We start from the raw sequence: 17,488 nt of genomic DNA, 5'->3' as shown, positions 1-17,488 counted from the left end.
TCTGCATCAAAATAGGTATAACTACTGGTCAGCAATTCACCGACCTGTAAGGTGCCCGAGAAACTAACTGAGCTTGCCGTAGGTGCTGTGTCAGCGGCAATAACTGCGGTTCCATTAATCGCACTTTCGACAGCTGAGCCTGAAGCGTTGGCATTGACTGGTGTGACTTCAAAACTGATGTATTTACCGACTTGCCCAGCGGTTAAGGTGAAGTTTTCTGTCGTCGCTATTTGCGTTTTATTGGTCCCACCGGCATCATCTGAGGCATACCACTTAAAGGTGGTGCCCGATTCAACGTCACTGTCTGCATCAAAATAGGTATAACTACTGGTCAGCAATTCACCGACCTGTAAGGTGCCCGAGAAACTAACTGAGCTTGCCGTAGGTGCTGTGTCAGCGGCAATAACAGCGGTTCCATTAATCGCACTTTCGACAGCTGAGCCTGAAGCGTTGGCATTGACTGGTGTGACTTCAAAACTGATGTATTTACCGACTTGCCCAGCGGTTAAGGTGAAGTTTTCTGTCGTCGCTATTTGCGTTTTATTGGTCCCACCGGCATCATCTGAGGCATACCACTTAAAGGTGGTGCCTGATTCCACATCACTGTCTGCATCAAAGTAGCTATAACTACTGGTCAGCAATTCACCGACCTGTAAGGTGCCCGAGAAACTAACTGAGCTTGCGGTAGGTGCTGTGTCTGGAGCAACACTAATCACACTATTGACGTTGATCCCAGACCAATAACCAGATGAGTTCATACAAGCCGATATGTTAGTACCTGGTCCAGAACATGCGCCTCCTGTAGTCACATGCCAAAAGTTACCGCCACCAATACAAGCGGTTTGATTCACAACACTCTTCATTAAATTGGCTTGAGCGGTAACAGTAGCAGCAGTAATAGCTGGATTAGGAGCAACATTGTTGGGCCTTAAATCAGCTTGTAGACAAAAATCAACAAAGGTTTTTCGACCTAAGGTATCGCCTGATAATTTGGCACTTACTGATTCTTTCGCTGTTAATAAATCATTTTCTTGCAAAAAGGCCAGTGCTTCTTGGCTCACTTCAATGTTAGCGGTGTTAGATTTGTTGCGGGTTTTATTTGTAAAAGCACCAAACGCAGATCGTTTAGCTTGTTGTTCTAAAGTTGTCTTTTGTTCACCTGAGCTTTTGTCTTCGGTAATGCTTATCGCAGACAATCTTGTTAAACCACGGATAGTAGATAACGAACCTCTATTACGCGATGAGGCAACAGCTCCTCCTCCCATCATTAGCATTAGAGGTAATGCTATTTTAAGTGGTTTTACTGTTTTATGTTTTTTATTATGGATATCATTCTTTAACTTCATGGTTATTGCCCCATATGTTATTTTTTAGCTTCAGCGAACTTTATTGCTAGTTTATATTCGTTACTATAAATCATTATTCATTTTTGGATGACAAAAGTGATTTCTCATTCTAGGATGGCTTGGCTCTATTAACTCTGGAAAGCTGGCATTGGGTATTACTGCCACATCGTAAATTTGATCGACGTTACCAGTAAATTTAATATGACCAATTTCTTTCATCAGCCCTTCTTCATTTTTTTCATTGGTATCGAATAACCACAACCCTGAATGTGTTTCATCATACTTTGTTGCTAAAGGCGCGGGTGAAGTTACATCTGTTTCTCTTACTTTTGATAAGCCGACAAACATAATAGGGCCATAAAAGTCCATACCGCGAGTAAAGCCAGGCACTTCAGCAAGTATTGTATTAACTTTAGTCTGAGGGTGATAACTGCATATTTGTCCTTGACCTGAATTACAGTAATAAACCCTATCATTATGCCAACGAGGAGAATGAGGCATAGCTAAACCTTCTAACAATATACTATTGGCTTCAACATCCATTAAAGTGCCGTTAAATTTATCACCTTTTCGCCACATGCCTGATTTATCATAAGTGGAAAAAGTAGTAACAAAAGCAGGCTTTCCATCTTTTAAGGTCATGCCATTTAAGTGACATCTGTCTTCTGGTACTAATTCAGAGATGAAATGTGGTTTCCAACGGGGTACAAAGCTTGAGTCTGGCTCTATGGTGCATAAACAGGAAAAACTTGAATTTACCGCCCATAAACCTTCATCGCCCCAATCGATATCATGAATATTTATCATGCCTGAATAATGAGCAGAGCGCGTAATAAAACAGGCATCTACTCTTTTATCAACGGGTGCATTCAACTTTTGTTGGTATGCTTCTATTTTTTTTAGTTGTTCTTTTTGAGCCGCTAATTGCTCAGGCGTTAACACTTTATTGTTATCAGTGTTCTTTATGTTTTCTTTAGGGGCAGACTCAATGGCGTTTTCGTCATTTTTGTTTTCTGTCGCTTTTATTCTAGGTGCGGTTATATCATCTTCTATACTTTGCAAAGGCTGCTTCAGCATATTTAACAAGCCATCTTCTCTTTGAAAGTTAATTATTTGTGTAAAAATGCCTAAGGTTAGGCCATCTTCAGTAACTGATAGCCCCATTGGGCGGGGAAAGCTCTTAAAGTTTACATCAATACCTTTACCATCACTTCTTATTAACATTAACCGTCCTGCTTGATAAGAAGTAAATGCTAACGAGATATTGAGTTTTTTTAGAATTGCCGGTAGGTTTTCACTGTATTCACAGTTGAAATCTATTTCATTAGGTATAGAAACATGCTCGTCTTTGCTTTTTGATATTTCCGATTCAACTTTTTTTACTGTATCTGTCACGTATGTATACCATTATTGTTGTTTGATTTTAGAGCTAGTCTTAGTCATTACTTTTAATTGTTGTGTTAATTGCTCAATTGTTAACTCTGGCTTTTCTGATAATAATAATGCTGATAAGCCTGAAATAATTGCAGCAGCTAAAGACGTACCAGAGAACGTTCCATATTTCCCTGTACTTGTCGTGCTTTTAACCACTTTACCATAAGCAAATAAATCAACACTCTCACCGTAGTTACTATAGGCTAATCGACTGAAGTGTTGGTTATTAGCGCCTACTATAATAGCGCTGTTTATCGCGCTCTCATTGCTATTGGGTTTAACTTCTATTCCTTTATTGCCAGCAGAAATAACCACAGCTATTCCTTTTCCTTCTCGGCCATTAACAGATAAATCTTCTATAACTTCTGCTAAGGGTTGTAATAGTATCTGTGAATGCCAACTGCAATTTATTATTGAAGCCCCCGCTAATTTTGCTAATTGAAAACTAAGTAAGGTACTTGAAGTCCAAGTTTTAGGCTGTCGCAAACTAATAAGCTCAGCTTCTGGTGCAATGCCATCAATACCTATACGATTATGAGCAGCAAAAATAATACCCGCGACTTTAGTGCCGTGCTGATCAATGGCTAATTTTGGTGATGAAGACAGTACTTTATTTTCTATGTCGTAAGAGAAGGTTGGGCTAATGTGCATTAACTCCTCATGTTCAAGGAAGATACCATCATCAATAATAGCAATTTTTATATTTTTCCCTTTCGTTTTCTGCCACAACGGGGGAATATTTAATAAGTTAAGGTAGGGTGACTGATAGTATAGTGCATTATTTCCCCTAGAATGAATAACTTGCTTCTTTGCAGGTAAAGCATTAATACTATCATTATCTTCTTTTACTAACTCGGCTTTACTTTGCAACTGTAAAATATCAGGTTGAATTAATAGTATTCCGCTTGTTGGGTGTTTTCTTTGAAAACTCTGTAAATCAGCAATTACTTTGGTCAAATTAGCATTTTTGTTAAGCGCCAATGAGAAAAAGTTACTCTTTGTTCCTTGAAATAACTCTGTTATGTTAGTGAACTTATGATGAAAACCTAACACCTGTTGTTTCTTAATGCTTTTTTTTGTTTTTACAATGATACGGTTTGCTAATTTAACTTGAACATTAGTGCCTTCAATGTGAAAAACGTCCCCTTTAGCAATTAATTTAACTTTATGAGAGAAGTTATCAAAAATAATATTACCTTCACTAGCAATCGCAAAATGTCCTAACATCGATACATAATAAATAATTACAGCTATTCCTACCTTGCAAAAATAGCGAGGTAACTGAGTATATCTATCAGGGTTAATTTTACTCTTTTTTGTTAAAAGCAAGGTGCCTCTCAACGACTAACTTAATATTAATACTAAGGTAACAAAAAGCGTGCTACCTGAGTATTACAATGCATTAAATTTTTACTCATTAACTTCTTGAAGGGTAAGTACCTTCCATGGCGATACAAAAATTAACACCTAAAAAGGGCTGCATATTATTATGAGGCAGATTGCCACCACTACTACCTAACGTAGCAGGCGACAACTCTGTATCGGTTGTTGCACTGTCAGAAAGATAATAAGTTCTTTCTTGACGATTTCCTCCTTCTTGTGACATAAAGCAGTCATTACTTGGGCGCTCAGAATCCCCCTTCTCGTCAACGCCAAAAAGGCTGTGATTATGAGCTGGCAGTTGTTCTTCTGTTAATGTCACTGTCTCTGTGCCAAGTTGTTCACCTAAATTACGGCGAGTTAATCCTGGGCCTTGCCCTGGGTGCATAGGAACACGATCAGTTAAGTTGGGTAAAGCACACGTTGTTCTGCCGTCACCACCATAAGTTTGACCTATCAAAGAAAATAAGGCTGTATTTTGGCTAATAGGTACTAATTGGCCATTACAAAATGACCAGCCCCTAGGAGCAAAATCACACGTGAACATTCTGACCTCTGCAATAAAAGGTTCTGACATAATATTTCTCCTAGTGTCTACTTGGGTAAGTACCAAACAAAGCTATAATAAAATTCACACAAAGACTGGGCATCATATTACTATGCCCTTGGCTTTCACCTGTTGCAGCGATTGTTTCATTAGTTAAACTCTGAATAGTTGTAGTAACTGATGAGCTAGTAATATATGGCATATCACCATCGTTCTGTGCGGCTAAAACGTTATTGGTTGGAACGCTAGCGCTAGCTTTATCAGTGCTAACATTAAATGTATGTTTATGGCTTGGTACTTCCGAATGATTTAATGTTACTTTTTGCGTACCGTAACGATTACCTATTTTTTGATTGGTTAATCCCGGCCCTGTACCTTGATGTACGGGTAATCTACCGCGCATGTCAGGCAAAGCAAAACTAACTCTGCCATCTCCTCCATAGACTGTTCCTATTAATGAAAATAAACTCTCATTTTGTGAAATGGCTAATTCTTGTCCGTCACAATATGCCCACTGTCGCGGTGCAAAGGTACCGGCGAACATACGTATTTCACCTACAAAAGGGTCACTCATATCTTGCTCTCCTATTTTGACTTTGATGTGTTAATCGCGTGTTGGAAACTGGCCTTGTAAGGCAATACAAAAATTAACTACACATGATGGCTGTTCATTGGTATGTGCTTGCCCATTTACATTAGAAACACTTTCAGCATGCAAACTCACCAAGTTGTTCGCAGGGGTATACATATTAGCTGGCTTCTGTACGCTGCTTCTTGAATCAAAGCCTGCTGCAAGTGCTTTACCTGAGAACTCATTTGTATCAGCATTGTCAGTGTTAGCTCTAACTATGTGACGATGAGAGGGCATCTCTTCTTCAGAAAGGGTTACTTTCTCCTCTCCTCCCTTTTGTCCCAAATTATATTTTCCATCGTTAGCATGCATAGGTGTACGTCCACGCATATCAGGTAAAGCAAAGTTTGTTATACCATCACCGCCAAATTTTGTGCCTACTAAAGCAAATAATGACTGATTTTGATTAATAGCTAATAACTGTCCATCACATTGAGCCCAGTTTCTGGGCGGCCAATTAAAGCCAAATATTTTTATTTCACTCAAAAAAGGTTCTGACATATTTATTTTTCCTCTTTACATTTTACGTGAGTATCCTCACAATTTACCCTCAATTTAATAGCAAGGACGTTAACGAATATGCCATCAAATCTTTGGGCTAATAGAGTTTCACAACGCACAGCGATGCCAAGCGACATCCCTTTTATGCGTTCGCTTTATGCTGCTACCCGAGCAAGTGAACTTGCGATGACTAATTTTACCGAGCAAGAAAAACAGGTATTCATTGAGCAGCAGTTTAACGCGCAATATGCTCATTATAATCAGCATTACTGTAGTGATTTTTTCAATATTATTGAGCTTGATGGAGTTGCTATTGGACGTCTTTTTGTTGATTACTGGCAAGAAGAAATCCGCATTGTGGATATTTTGTTGGCTACTGAATTTCAAAATAACGGGCTGGGCACCTTTTTGTTTAATGACTTGTTTAAGCAAGCAAAAAAAGTAGGAAAGGCAGTGACTATACATGTAGAACAAAACAATCCAGCCAAGCGATTGTACGAACGGTTGGGTTTTTCGCTCAAGACAAAAACTAATGAGGTTTATTTGTTGATGGAGTGGCTTCCTTAGCATAGCGCTTATTCATCCTTGAATATTATGAATCTAACTTTTAACGGTTATTTATTAAGTATCAATATAAGTGTTTATATAGCCTGAACGCGCTTTTGACTCACGATAGTTTCATATTCAGTTGCTGAGTTAGGAGTAATAAATAAGCTAACTTCACCTATTTTTTCATGGGAAAAAAGATAAGTTCCTTGAGGTACAGATAAATTTTCTTCGCCATTATAGATAACAGAAAAAGATTGCCACTCATCACCATCTATCGTTCCTTTATTCACTTCGGCAATAATAAGCTGTGCTTCATTTTCAGCATTATCCCTGATTGTTATTGGCTCACCAATTAACTGAGATAATACAGTGAAACTATAATTTTCCATCGACATTCCATGTTGTTTTTTATCATTGATGTTTAATTAAACATAAAACATTGCTGGGGGCAACATAAAAACGCCTGTTTGGTAGACTGAACTGTCAACAGTTGAAAAGTGAATGTTTAAGTAGATTTAGATATCCCCTGTTGAATGCTGCTAATCAAGCTAGAAGGCAGGGCATGTTGAACTTTTTTATTACCTAGTATCACGCAAAAGGTAAGGTGCTTTTATATCGGTATTTTCGAAAGATAAAAAACAGCTAGTGTTTAGCTAGCTGCTTTAATGCTTAAATCGTGTAATAAGTGACTATTTATAATAACTCAAACAAGCTTCTACTTCGTTGGCAGAGCCCATAATTACTTCAACGCGTTGATGAATATCGTTAGGGTCAATATCCATAATGCGACCAGTGCTGGTCATTGCCAAACCACCCGCTTGTTCAATAAGGAAAGACATTGGGTTGGCTTCATACATTAAACGTAACTTATAAGGTTGCTCAGGTTTTTTGCTGTCTGCAGGGTAAGTAAAAAGACCACCGCGGGTTAGTACTCTATGAATATCACCCACCATTGCTGCTATCCAACGCATATTAAAGTTTTTACCACGAGGGCCTGTATCACCCGCAATTAAATCATTAATATAGTTTTGCATCGGTTGCTGCCAAAAACGTTGATTTGACATGTTAATAGCAAATTCTTGCGTATCTTTTGGTACTTGTACATTACGTTCAACTAATAAATAACCACCATGTGTTCTATCTAACACATAAAAGTGGGTACCACTGCCTGTTGTCATCACTAACATCGTTGATGGACCATACAATACGTAACCAGCACAGACTTGTTTGTTACCTTGCTGCTGAAATTGTGCAGGATCTTCTGCATCCATGCCTGGAATGGCTTCATGAATAGAAAAAATTGTGCCAATCAGTGAGTTAATATCAATGTTAGAGCTACCGTCTAAAGGGTCAAACGAGACAACGAATTTGCCTTTTTCATCACCAGCAACTGAGGTATCTTCTTCTTCAGAAGAAATAGCGCGAACAAAGCCAGACTCTAACAGAATATCTTTAAATAATTCATTGGCGACAACATCTAATTTCTTTTGTACTTCACCTTGAATGTTTTCATCTAAAGTTGAGCCCATTAAGCCACCTAAGTGAGCTTGGCTAACGCGAAAAGATATTTCTTTTGTTGCGGCTAAAATGGTTTTGATCAATGAAATCAAATCAAGTGGTACATTGTCTTGGCGTAGAGCAGGGGCGAGTCGTTGCATTGGCTTACCTAAATAACCTTATCATTAATGTTGAAGTGAAATGTTTTATGAAAACATCTAAAAAAACTTTCGGCATTATAGCAAGTTTCCCTGAGATATGAGTATGCTTTAATGATTAATTTTTAGAACATTTTGTTGGCGTTTAGCTGATAATGCCATTCCGCATAAAGAAGTAACTACATCAAACGACGTCGTCGACATTAGAGTAAATTTTATCAAGTTACCATGGTGTCCATGGGTTTCTAGGGCGAATTTTAAATTATCGCTAAGAAACCCTTTTCATATAGGATTAGTATAAAAGTGCTTTAAACGGTAACTGCCTTCTTATCATTGGCTTTGTGTGTTTTGGCTTTTCTCGGCTTTGACAACACAATTAAATTCCCCACTATCATTAATACCAAGCCTACTACGGTATAGCTTGACCAAACAAAGCCTTCAAAGAAGGTTGAGATAATAACAGCAATACCTGGAAAAATAATGTTGGCGTATGAGGTTTTATGGGCGCCTATTTTTGTCATTAAGCTTAAGTAACAACCAAAAGCGATTACCGAACCAAATATGGATAAATAGACTAAAGAGCTGATGTATTCAAAGGTATATGAGAAAGTAAACGTCTTTCCCTGAATTAATACCACTATGGTCATGAAGAGTGCGCCATATAACATTCCCCATGCATTCGCAGGGACAATAGGAATATTATTCTTTTGGTTTCTGATTGATATCATTGTTCCCATAGAGGCCGAAAATGTACCCATTACACAAAGGGTTAAGCCGAGCAAGGTTGCAGCACCTAACTCAACATCACTTAATTGCGGCCAGAACAACACCACAATACCAAATAGACCAAAGGCTCCGCCAAAATAGACCTGTTTTATTATTTTGGTTTTATAAAAGATACGGGTATTAACAATGTTAATAAGCATTAAGCTTGAAAAGCCAATACAAGTAAGCGCAGAGTTAATATGCTGTTGTGCATTGTATAGCAACACATAATTGATGCCGAATAAGCAAATACCAAACAATGCAAATAAGCCGTGTTGATACAATGAAAACTGCATTGGTAGTTTTTTAATATAAGCGAAAACAAAAAGTGTGAACGCAGCTAATGCAAAGCGATAGACAACAGAAACTTCAACAGCAATATCACCTAATTGGTAGTTAATGGCTATCCAAGTTGAGCCCCAGATAAGCACGGTAATAATATATAAAAAAGTATTATTCATGTTGCATATTGTCCACGTAGCAATTAGTAATTGAGATAGTAAGTGACAGTTTACAGAATATTTGATGTAATAACATGTACAGAAATATGAAAATGTAACCTATACAGTTTATGAGATTACTTGATAAAAACTCCTCTTCCTATTTGTATCAACAAGTTATCGATTTTATCGAGCATCAACAGCATATTGGTGCATTAAATGCGGGCGATAAATTACCCAGTTTAAGAAAGCTTAGTCGACAATTTGAGATAAGTGTACCTACGGTAAAGCAAGCCTATCTTGAGTTAGAGCGTCAAGGCCGTGTTTGTGCTCGACCGCAATCTGGGTATTACTTGCAAGCTCAACAGGCACGAACTTTACAACCACGACCAGCAAGTTGGGCACAATGTAAGCCTACTGAAGTGAAATGTCGTAACATGATAGAGCAAGTGCATGAAGCGGTGCATTTACCCGACACCATTGCCTTAGGTATATCAAACCCTATACAGGCTAATCCACCCGATAAAGCACTTGCTAGGCTAATGCGTGCTGTAATCAGTAAAGTCGCAGAAAAAGCGGTAAGTTATGGTCCTGTCACGGGCGATGCAAAGCTGAGAATGCAGTTAGCTATTCGTTATCAAGAACAAGGGGTGAATATAAATCCTGAAGATATTGTGATCACTAATGGCGCGCAAGAAGCATTATCTATAGCACTTCAATGTGTGGCCACACGTGGAGATATTATTGCCATTGAATCTCCCTGCTTTTTTGGCATGATCGAATTAATTGAAGCACTAGGCATGAAGGCATTAGAGGTTTATACCTGTACCGAAGATGGTGTCGGCTTGGGAGAGCTTGAGCAAGTTCTGGCTGAACATAAAGTGGCCGCCTGTTTATTTTCATCAGCAATTAATAACCCACTGGGTTCAATGAAAAGTGACCAGCAACGCCAAGCGATGGTCACTTTGTTAGAGCAGCACCAAATCCCGCTTATTGAAGATGACGTATACAGTGAGCTGTTCTTTACTGAAAAAAAACCAAAACCTGCCCAGTTATACTCTGAAAAAGGTTTGGTAATGACTTGTTCGTCATTTTCAAAAACAGCGGCTCCTGGTTATCGTGTCGGCTGGTTGTTACCCGGTAAATTTGAAGAACAAGCAAAGCGCATCAAACGAGCACAGTCTAGTTCAACACCGATGTTGCAGCAATGGACTCTGAATGAATACATTGCCAGTGGCGATTATGATCGCCACTTGACCTTATTGCGTAAAACGCTCATTTATAATTGTGAACGCATGCGAGCGCTTATTGGTGAGCATTTTCCTCCTGAAGTCTGCATATCGAAACCTATGGGGGGAAGTGTGCTTTGGGTACGATGTCAGTCTCATGTGAATACGAGTGACTTCTTTCAACAAGCCTTAACACAAGGTGTCAGCTTTGCACCGGGAATGATTTTTTCACCGTCAGGAAAGTACGCAAATTATATGCGGATAAGCTTTGGTGTTAAATGGGGAGACGACATCATCACTGCGATTAAAACATTGGGTGACTTAGTTCGTCATTACCCTAAAAATAGTGCCCTTGAACAGGAAGCAAAATGTCAAAAGATATAACGATTTCTCTTAAGTATTTATTACCTTTACTGGCGGCAATCCTAGCCGTTTCTCCACTCGCAGTTGATATGTATTTACCTGCAATGCCAGTAATCGCGACAGATTTATCTACAGATATATCCATGATTCAAAACAGCTTAAGTATTTATTTACTTGGTTATGCGTTAGGTTTGGTGTTATTTGGCCCAATGGCTGATAAATATTCTCGACGAAAGCTGGTTATGCTGGGGGTTGGTGGTTTTTTTATTGCCAGCATATTATTACCTTTTGTTCAGTCAATTGAACAGTTTTTATTATTAAGGTTCTGCCAAGCCTTTATTAGCAGCGCTGCAACAGTGGTAGTACCTTCTACCATTAAAGAGTATTACGGAAAAAATACTGCTAAGGGCTTGTCGTACGTTAGTATGATCATGATGCTTGCCCCAATGATAGCACCTGCAATTGGCAGTTTTTTATTAGTATCGCACAGCTGGCAGTTAATTTTTTTTGCGTTATCAACGTATAGCTTGTTTATTTTTGTGCTGGTTTATTTCTTTTTGCCAGAAGCGAATAAGATTGTAAATAGAAAAGAATATAGCTTTATTGAGCGTTATAAAATTGTTTTTTCTAATCAAGAAGCACGGTTAGATATTGCCAGCTCAATGGTTATCTCATTAGCGTTTTTTAGCTATATAACAGCAATACCCTTTGTTTATTTAGAAGTCTTCAAAGTGTCTGAATATACCTTTAGTATGCTCTTTGCCTTAAATATTGTCGCGTTAATGAGTGCACATTTTACCAATACTCGTTTAGTAACACGCAAAGGCTCTAGAAGCATGTTATGGTACGGATTAATCGTGGCAACTGTGGGTTCAACGGCTTTATTTATTGTTAATATATATCAGTTGCCGCTTGTTTATACGGTAGTTGCGTTATTTCCTTTAATGGGAAGTCTTTCAATGATTGCAGTAAACAGTGATGCTTTGGTGATCACTAAATTTACTGAACAGTCGGGTACAGCTACCGCCGTAATAGGGACTTTACGATGGAGTATTGGTGCCTTGGCTGGGCCAATATTAGCATACTTTTATGATGGCACTGGCTTGCCGTTTGCGGGATTAATGTTTACTTCGATAATCGTTGTTGTTGGCTGTCAATTACTTATTAAATTTAAGCAAAAACAAGTAAAAATAAGTAACTAGGGTAAGCCTATAATATTTGCCTTATAAACATAGTAACATGTGCAAAAAAGAGATAAATATAGGAAGAGAAATGAAAAAAATAGCCTTAATTTTGAGTGGTTGTGGTGTTTATGATGGTAGCGAAATTCATGAAGCTGTTTTAACAATGCTGGCAATTGAGCAGCAGGGTGCTTCATATCGTTGTTTTGCGCCAAATATTACGCAACATCATGTAATTAATCATCATACGGGTGAAGTGAGCGAGAATGAATCCAGAAATGTATTAGTTGAATCAGCGAGAATTGCGCGTGGTGACGTTGAAGATTTGAGTGAGCTTTACAAAGATGAGTTTGATGCGCTGATTGTACCGGGCGGTTTTGGTGCGGCTAAAAATCTCTGTAATTTTGCTATTGATGGCGATAATTACACTATTAATGAGCAGGTTTTAATTGCTTGCAAAGCATTTGCTAAGGCTGAAAAACCAGCAGGATATATGTGTATCGCACCTGCGCTATTACCGTTAATTTATCCTAAAGGTATACAAGGAACTATAGGTTTAGATAACGATACGGCAAAATTAATTGCAGCAAAAGGGTTAGTTCACCGTGACAGCCCCGTTGAAGACGTGGTCATTGACCCAGCACATAAAGTGGTGACTACACCTGCTTACATGTTAGCAACGTCAATGAGTGAAGCAGCAATAGGTATAAACCGTTTAGTTAAAAGTGTTATCGCCCTAACCGAATCGTAGTACACGAAATAATTATATTGAAGATAAGGCGAATTTACTTGATGATTTATTGCAAGCATACCTTAGCCAATAGTTATGTAATTAGCTTGTTTTACTGCTTGCTAATGAATGGTTTACTTTTTAATACTGCGGCCAAAGCAGAACAAACGACTGATACGCTTATGACTGAACAATACCAAAGTAAAAAACCTCAAAATCAAAAGCACGAAAATGCAAAACAATTACCCATTGAATTGACCGCGTTAGATAAAATGATAGCGCAAAAAATGGCGCTTGATATTCGATACTTTTGTCAGCAAGAAAATACAGCAAAAAATTGTTGGCAAGGAGTGACAACTTTACCTGTTGAATTATCAACATTAATTACTGACACAGGTATTGGTTCAATTGTACTGTTTGCGGAAAACTTTGATACCACTGAGCAAGTAGTTAAGTTAACGTATGACTTGCAACAAGCCGCATTAAAGTCCTCCTTGAAAAAACCGTTAATTATTTCCGTTGACCAAGAAGGTGGCCGTGTTTTTCGCTTTAATAAAGGGACTGCTTTTGCAGGTAACATGGCATTAGGTGCAACCTATGCTCAGCATCAAACATATTATACCGAACGGGTAAACCACGTTATTGCGACTGAACTTAAAGCATTAGGTATTAATAATAATTATGCCCCAGTTGTTGATGTTAATACTAATAGTGAAAATCCAGTCATCAATACGCGTTCTTACGGTGAAAAGCCGAAAGAGGTTGCTAAGCAAGGTGTTAGCGCGGTAAAAGCATTACAACAGCATGGCATTATGGCAACACTCAAGCACTTTCCTGGACATGGCGATACTCATGTAGACAGCCATTTGGGGCTACCGCGAGTCGATCACCCTCTTGCGCTGATTGAAAAGAATGATTTATTTCCGTTTAGTTGGGCTATTAATCATGCACAACCAGCTATGATCATGACTGCTCACATTCAGTATCCTGCCTTAGATGACACGACATTTACCAGTAAATCAGGCAAAATCGTTATTAGACCTGCGACTATGTCGCGTAAAATACTGCATGATTTACTTCGAACAAAAATGCAATATCAAGGCATTATTGCCACAGACGCATTAGATATGGCAGGTATTGCACATTACTTTGAAGGGGTTCAAGCAACCGTTGAAACATTTATTGCTGGCGCTGATTTAGCGGTAATGCCCTTTAAAGTAAGAAGACCTAGTGATATTCAAGCATTTAAATGGTTTATTAAATCAGTAAGCCAAGCAATTGAAGCACGTATAAATCAAGGTGAGTTTACATTAGCTGAACTTGAAGCGTCAGTAGCGCGTCTTAATCATCACAAAGCAACGTATATCAAACTGCCAAAAGCCAGTTTGTCTGAGCAAATTAAACAAGCGAATAGTGTTATTGCTAGCAGTTTTCACCTTGAGCTAGAACAAGAGTTAGCTGATGAAGCAATGGTTTTGTTAAAAAATGAGCAAGGATTGATCCCGCTTGCTAACGCATTGCATAGCAAAACTGAGCCATTAACTATTCATGTGCTGGTAGAAAACTTGTTAGAGTTAGAAGCGCTCAAATATGCCCTTAATGAAGAATTCAGTCTTGCGAAATTACCTTTGCCGCAAATTAGCGCGGTGATTGCAACGGATAAAAAATCTCTTTTTAGTCATAACAATCGTGCGGCATTAAAAAAAGCGGATATATTTATTAGTACTATAAATGTAAAAACGGCGAGTTTGGTTGATTTAGGTGGTATGGACGATTTAGCAACTTCATCAGCAACAAAGAACGCTACTTTAAGCGCAAAAGAAGAAAAGCTCACCTATGCAAAACTGGTTGAGTTGGCACTTGCAGAGGCCAAGACACAACAAAAGCGTGTAGTTTTTATTGGTAGGGGGTCACCGTATTTAATGTCACCCTATAGCCAACATGCTGATGTTGTTTTATTAGGGTTTGACGGTCGCAGTTTTTATCATAATGGCCAAGCGCAAAGCCCGGGTTATAACAGTGCAATAGGGATATTACTTGGTAACCAGCAAGCACAAGGCAAGCTGCCAATTACCTTGTAGGAGAACTTAACAGATAACTCAGTGATGTAAACCATCGAGGTATCTATTAAATGATTTTTACTAAGTGATTTTTAATAAGTGATAATGACTACGTTGATTATTGCTAAAGGTATAATGATTAAGTGTATATCGTTAGAAGAGCTTGGCTTGGTAATGATCCCTTATGGCATCAAAATTCATCTAAAGGATCGTTAAGCTCTTTTTCTTTTTGAAGGCACTTTTTTCGGGCATTACCTATCATCTCAGAGCATTTTACTGGCTCTTTAGTTGGTGCTTCTTCTTTTACTTCTTTTTCTTGCATGGTCATAATTGATGCAGCTATAAGGTACGCAGCAGCATCTTTGGCGTCGCACTTGCTATTATCTGGCGGGTAATTATTGTCAGGGTGTTTAGGGCGCTGTGACTCCATACAACTAGAACTAACAGGAACCACACAGCCCATTAAAGTCATTAAAGTAAGGCAATAAAGTAAACGTCTAATCATAAATATTGTCCTTAAAAAATGATTTGCTACTTAAATCGCTCAGCATCACGAGTAAATGACTTAAACTCTAATGGGTTATTACTATAATCGAGTACGAACATTGTCAGTTGCTGGCCACTTTTACCTTGATATCGCATTTGCGGTTTAACAATAAATGTGATGTTGGCACTCTCCAGCTTGTTATGTAAATCAGTAAACTGTTCAGGTGTTAGTATGCAGCCAAAGTGCGGAATAGGCACAGAAACACCGTCTACAATACCACAAAAGTCTAATGTATCTACTTGGCCAATATGAGCCGATAATTGATTGCCATAAAAGTCAAAATCAACCCAGCTCTGTGATGACCTGCCTTCTTTACAGCCTAGAATACCAATGTAGAAATCTCTTGTACTTTCAAGATCTTTAACTTTAAAGGCATAGTGAAAACTGTTACTCACGTTATACGCTCCAGAAGCTTTATTTTACTCAATAGTTGTATTGTTTAATGAGTAATTCCACACTTTATAAAAGTAAAATGCATACCCTAGACCCAAGGTAAGAATAGAAATAATCATCCAAATAATGACATGGCCAATGTTGCCAAAAATATCGGTGTGACAGACCATTTGTCGAGGGTTGCCATTTTCATCGATTATTTGTGAACGGTTAAGTATAAATTTAGAGAAAGAATAAGGAAAAAAGAATGCGGCTATACCAAAAGTAATTACCACAAGTATAAACCACATTATGATATGACCTAAAATATCTATTGTAGCGACATCGGCTTGTATTCTCATGTTTGCTCCTTGCAACGTTGTTATTTGTTATTTGTTATTTTTTGTTTTTACGTTTTCTGGTACTAAGTAAAACAAAGCTTATCGAGATAATTGCAAAACCAATACAGGCGAACACCGGCGTTAAGTGACTATTTTCTGTTGGATAATAAGCTCCTGCGGTTATTAAAAACAACACACCCGAGCAAAAGTATAAGTAGATAAATTTAATACTTTGCATTTGTTTACTCCTTTAATGAAACAATCTAATCGATAAAGCTCGAAGAATCAAATACCTGAGGCGATTAACAATTAATCGCAGCTTGTTATAAGAACTCTTTAAACGATAATGGTTTTAAATAGCTCACGCTCTTTAGCTGGTTACTATTATCCATGTTTAGATTCTAATAATTCGCGTAAAGGGGTTGGTAAATATTTTCGTGCTTTGGCTGTGATGTACAATTCATTTTTTTGCCAGGCAACTCCTAGATAAATAACGAACAACCCAAGGAGTGTTAACGTAATAGGAAATAACCAACTGTCTTTAAATATATGTGAGGCTAAATAACCGATATAGCCAGAGCAACCTATGGCGCCAAATATAACAAATATTCTTCTGACAATAAGAACCCCGATAAAAATCATGACGAGGTTAATGGTAAAATAGATAAACTTTGACAACTCACTATCAGAGTGTTGCAGAGACATTCCGCCCCAAAAAGAAATAACACCAAAAAGGTAAAGCCAAAATGAATAATCAGCTTTATTGTGCGATCGAATGTCAACCCAAAAAGCTAAGGCTATCATAAGCAAACCAGCGTACAGAGAAACTAATTTTCTAAGCTCCCAGCTATAATCGCCTCCGTTAATCATGACAACAATATCCATTGTTAAATACCAAAGCGTTACGGCAATAGGCATAATTAAGAAAGGGTATTTGTACTTCCAAGCAATAATAACCCCCACAGCTAGCGTACTTAATTCCATATAAAGCCAATGCCACTGTATATATCGGTGATATTCTCGATAAACACTGTCATCAGGCCAAACACCCAAAGCGTGCTGTAATCCGTAGACGGCTAAAGGAGTTAAGGCGATTACAAAGGTGCCACAAATTCCTGCAGGAATAGCTAACCCTTTAGATTTGAAAATATTAGTAAGTTTTAGTCCAGCAGCGCCGTAAAGCAGAGAGATAAAAACGATACCTGTGCCACCAAAAGACTCCCAGCCTAAAGTCATGAAGAGAGTCATTGCACCAATGGCAATCATTCCTCCGATGTAATAGAGAACGTGTGTAAAATCAAACTTAGCCGCTGTGCTTGGATGTTTATTTAAAAACTCAAGTAATTTTGTCGACTGCTCAGATGAGATAATATTTTCATTTACCGCTTTCTCAAGGTTTTGTTTTGTAATGTTCAAC

The 17,488-nt window shown here is 38.2% G+C and carries 19 protein-coding genes; 5 read left to right on the top strand and 14 right to left on the bottom strand.

Annotation, left to right across the window (positions count from 1 at the left end):
* The 6 genes from D1094_RS03510 to D1094_RS03485 form a co-directional block, all read right to left on the bottom strand.
* Positions 1-1,346 (bottom strand): hypothetical protein (locus tag D1094_RS03510; protein WP_220452515.1); only part of this gene is annotated, 1,346 nt, incomplete at its 3' end.
* Positions 1,347-1,409: 63 nt separating this feature from the next.
* Positions 1,410-2,741 carry a TIGR03032 family protein gene (locus D1094_RS03505; RefSeq protein ID WP_259337802.1) on the bottom strand — a complete coding sequence of 444 codons (1,332 nt, stop codon included), beginning with the start codon at positions 2,739-2,741 and terminating at the stop codon, positions 1,410-1,412.
* A gap of 12 nt (positions 2,742-2,753) precedes the next feature.
* Complete coding sequence (locus D1094_RS03500) at positions 2,754-4,109, bottom strand: S8/S53 family peptidase (protein ID WP_147361050.1); 1,356 nt, start codon at positions 4,107-4,109, stop codon at positions 2,754-2,756.
* A gap of 88 nt (positions 4,110-4,197) precedes the next feature.
* Positions 4,198-4,737 (bottom strand): phage tail protein, encoded by a 540-nt coding sequence (locus D1094_RS03495; protein ID WP_118958655.1) that lies wholly within the window; start codon positions 4,735-4,737, stop codon positions 4,198-4,200.
* Positions 4,738-4,747: 10 nt separating this feature from the next.
* The gene (locus D1094_RS03490) at positions 4,748-5,281 is read right to left on the bottom strand and encodes a phage tail protein (RefSeq protein ID WP_118958654.1); all 534 of its coding nucleotides are present in this window, start codon (positions 5,279-5,281) and stop codon (positions 4,748-4,750) included.
* A gap of 30 nt (positions 5,282-5,311) precedes the next feature.
* Positions 5,312-5,839 carry a phage tail protein gene (locus D1094_RS03485; RefSeq protein WP_118958653.1) on the bottom strand — a complete coding sequence of 176 codons (528 nt, stop codon included), beginning with the start codon at positions 5,837-5,839 and terminating at the stop codon, positions 5,312-5,314.
* 78 nt (positions 5,840-5,917) lie between these two features.
* Here D1094_RS03485 and D1094_RS03480 point away from each other — a divergent pair, with 78 nt between their 5' ends.
* Positions 5,918-6,406 carry a GNAT family N-acetyltransferase gene (locus tag D1094_RS03480; protein WP_118958652.1) on the top strand — a complete coding sequence of 163 codons (489 nt, stop codon included), beginning with the start codon at positions 5,918-5,920 and terminating at the stop codon, positions 6,404-6,406.
* A gap of 74 nt (positions 6,407-6,480) precedes the next feature.
* Here D1094_RS03480 and D1094_RS03475 read toward each other — a convergent pair whose 3' ends face one another.
* The 3 genes from D1094_RS03475 to D1094_RS03465 all read right to left on the bottom strand — a co-directional run bounded on the left by D1094_RS03475 (position 6,481) and on the right by D1094_RS03465 (position 9,269).
* The gene (locus D1094_RS03475; RefSeq protein ID WP_118958651.1) at positions 6,481-6,777 is read right to left on the bottom strand and encodes a DUF6916 family protein; all 297 of its coding nucleotides are present in this window, start codon (positions 6,775-6,777) and stop codon (positions 6,481-6,483) included.
* Between the two features lie 300 nt (positions 6,778-7,077).
* Entirely contained in the window at positions 7,078-8,046 is a 969-nt protein-coding gene (locus D1094_RS03470; RefSeq protein WP_118958650.1) for a class 1 fructose-bisphosphatase, read from the bottom strand.
* 305 nt (positions 8,047-8,351) lie between these two features.
* Positions 8,352-9,269 carry a DMT family transporter gene (locus D1094_RS03465; protein ID WP_118958649.1) on the bottom strand — a complete coding sequence of 306 codons (918 nt, stop codon included), beginning with the start codon at positions 9,267-9,269 and terminating at the stop codon, positions 8,352-8,354.
* Between the two features lie 110 nt (positions 9,270-9,379).
* On the opposite strand from D1094_RS03465, the gene D1094_RS03460 reads away from it, so the two are divergent.
* From D1094_RS03460 to D1094_RS03445, 4 genes are all read left to right on the top strand, one after another.
* Complete coding sequence (locus D1094_RS03460) at positions 9,380-10,861, top strand: PLP-dependent aminotransferase family protein (protein WP_118958648.1); 1,482 nt, start codon at positions 9,380-9,382, stop codon at positions 10,859-10,861.
* On the top strand, positions 10,846-12,042 hold the full coding sequence (locus D1094_RS03455; protein ID WP_118958647.1) for a multidrug effflux MFS transporter: 1,197 nt from the start codon (positions 10,846-10,848) through the stop codon (positions 12,040-12,042). The genes D1094_RS03460 and D1094_RS03455 overlap by 16 nt, the downstream gene beginning before the upstream one ends.
* Before the next feature lie 70 nt (positions 12,043-12,112).
* Complete coding sequence (gene elbB / locus D1094_RS03450) at positions 12,113-12,772, top strand: isoprenoid biosynthesis glyoxalase ElbB (protein WP_118958646.1); 660 nt, start codon at positions 12,113-12,115, stop codon at positions 12,770-12,772.
* Between the two features lie 41 nt (positions 12,773-12,813).
* Complete coding sequence (locus tag D1094_RS03445; protein WP_118958645.1) at positions 12,814-14,832, top strand: glycoside hydrolase family 3 protein; 2,019 nt, start codon at positions 12,814-12,816, stop codon at positions 14,830-14,832.
* 169 nt (positions 14,833-15,001) lie between these two features.
* On the opposite strand, the gene D1094_RS03440 is transcribed toward D1094_RS03445, so the two are convergent.
* From D1094_RS03440 to D1094_RS03420, 5 genes are all read right to left on the bottom strand, one after another.
* A complete protein-coding gene (locus D1094_RS03440) occupies positions 15,002-15,316 on the bottom strand; it encodes a hypothetical protein (RefSeq protein WP_118958644.1) in 315 nt (104 codons plus the stop codon).
* Between the two features lie 26 nt (positions 15,317-15,342).
* Positions 15,343-15,753: a VOC family protein gene (locus D1094_RS03435; RefSeq protein WP_118958643.1), complete on the bottom strand. Its 411-nt coding sequence runs from the start codon at positions 15,751-15,753 to the stop codon at positions 15,343-15,345.
* Between the two features lie 24 nt (positions 15,754-15,777).
* Positions 15,778-16,092 carry a DUF6693 family protein gene (locus D1094_RS03430; RefSeq protein WP_118958642.1) on the bottom strand — a complete coding sequence of 105 codons (315 nt, stop codon included), beginning with the start codon at positions 16,090-16,092 and terminating at the stop codon, positions 15,778-15,780.
* Between the two features lie 34 nt (positions 16,093-16,126).
* Complete coding sequence (locus D1094_RS03425; protein WP_118958641.1) at positions 16,127-16,309, bottom strand: hypothetical protein; 183 nt, start codon at positions 16,307-16,309, stop codon at positions 16,127-16,129.
* A gap of 146 nt (positions 16,310-16,455) precedes the next feature.
* A complete protein-coding gene (locus D1094_RS03420; protein ID WP_118958640.1) occupies positions 16,456-17,487 on the bottom strand; it encodes a DUF2157 domain-containing protein in 1,032 nt (343 codons plus the stop codon).
* Position 17,488: the final 1 nt, after the last annotated feature.

The sequence above is a fragment of the Colwellia sp. RSH04 genome, from assembly GCF_003545765.1.
Classification (GTDB): domain Bacteria; phylum Pseudomonadota; class Gammaproteobacteria; order Enterobacterales; family Alteromonadaceae; genus Colwellia.
The sequence above is the reverse complement of the archived record's forward strand: the minus strand, read 5'-3'. Positions and strand labels throughout refer to the sequence as shown.

What these genes read in the sequence shown, in the direction of transcription:
- D1094_RS03495 (WP_118958655.1), bottom strand. Translation starts at nt 4,737, where the DNA reads ATGTCAGAACCTTTTATTGCAGAGGTCAGAATGTTCACGTGTGATTTT.
- D1094_RS03490 (WP_118958654.1), bottom strand. Translation starts at nt 5,281, where the DNA reads ATGAGTGACCCTTTTGTAGGTGAAATACGTATGTTCGCCGGTACCTTT.
- D1094_RS03485 (WP_118958653.1), bottom strand. Translation starts at nt 5,839, where the DNA reads ATGTCAGAACCTTTTTTGAGTGAAATAAAAATATTTGGCTTTAATTGG.
- D1094_RS03480 (WP_118958652.1), top strand. Translation starts at nt 5,918, where the DNA reads ATGCCATCAAATCTTTGGGCTAATAGAGTTTCACAACGCACAGCGATG.
- D1094_RS03475 (WP_118958651.1), bottom strand. Translation starts at nt 6,777, where the DNA reads ATGGAAAATTATAGTTTCACTGTATTATCTCAGTTAATTGGTGAGCCA.
- D1094_RS03470 (WP_118958650.1), bottom strand. Translation starts at nt 8,046, where the DNA reads ATGCAACGACTCGCCCCTGCTCTACGCCAAGACAATGTACCACTTGAT.
- D1094_RS03465 (WP_118958649.1), bottom strand. Translation starts at nt 9,269, where the DNA reads ATGAATAATACTTTTTTATATATTATTACCGTGCTTATCTGGGGCTCA.
- D1094_RS03460 (WP_118958648.1), top strand. Translation starts at nt 9,380, where the DNA reads ATGAGATTACTTGATAAAAACTCCTCTTCCTATTTGTATCAACAAGTT.
- D1094_RS03455 (WP_118958647.1), top strand. Translation starts at nt 10,846, where the DNA reads ATGTCAAAAGATATAACGATTTCTCTTAAGTATTTATTACCTTTACTG.
- elbB (WP_118958646.1), top strand. Translation starts at nt 12,113, where the DNA reads ATGAAAAAAATAGCCTTAATTTTGAGTGGTTGTGGTGTTTATGATGGT.
- D1094_RS03445 (WP_118958645.1), top strand. Translation starts at nt 12,814, where the DNA reads ATGATTTATTGCAAGCATACCTTAGCCAATAGTTATGTAATTAGCTTG.
- D1094_RS03440 (WP_118958644.1), bottom strand. Translation starts at nt 15,316, where the DNA reads ATGATTAGACGTTTACTTTATTGCCTTACTTTAATGACTTTAATGGGC.
- D1094_RS03430 (WP_118958642.1), bottom strand. Translation starts at nt 16,092, where the DNA reads ATGAGAATACAAGCCGATGTCGCTACAATAGATATTTTAGGTCATATC.
- D1094_RS03425 (WP_118958641.1), bottom strand. Translation starts at nt 16,309, where the DNA reads ATGCAAAGTATTAAATTTATCTACTTATACTTTTGCTCGGGTGTGTTG.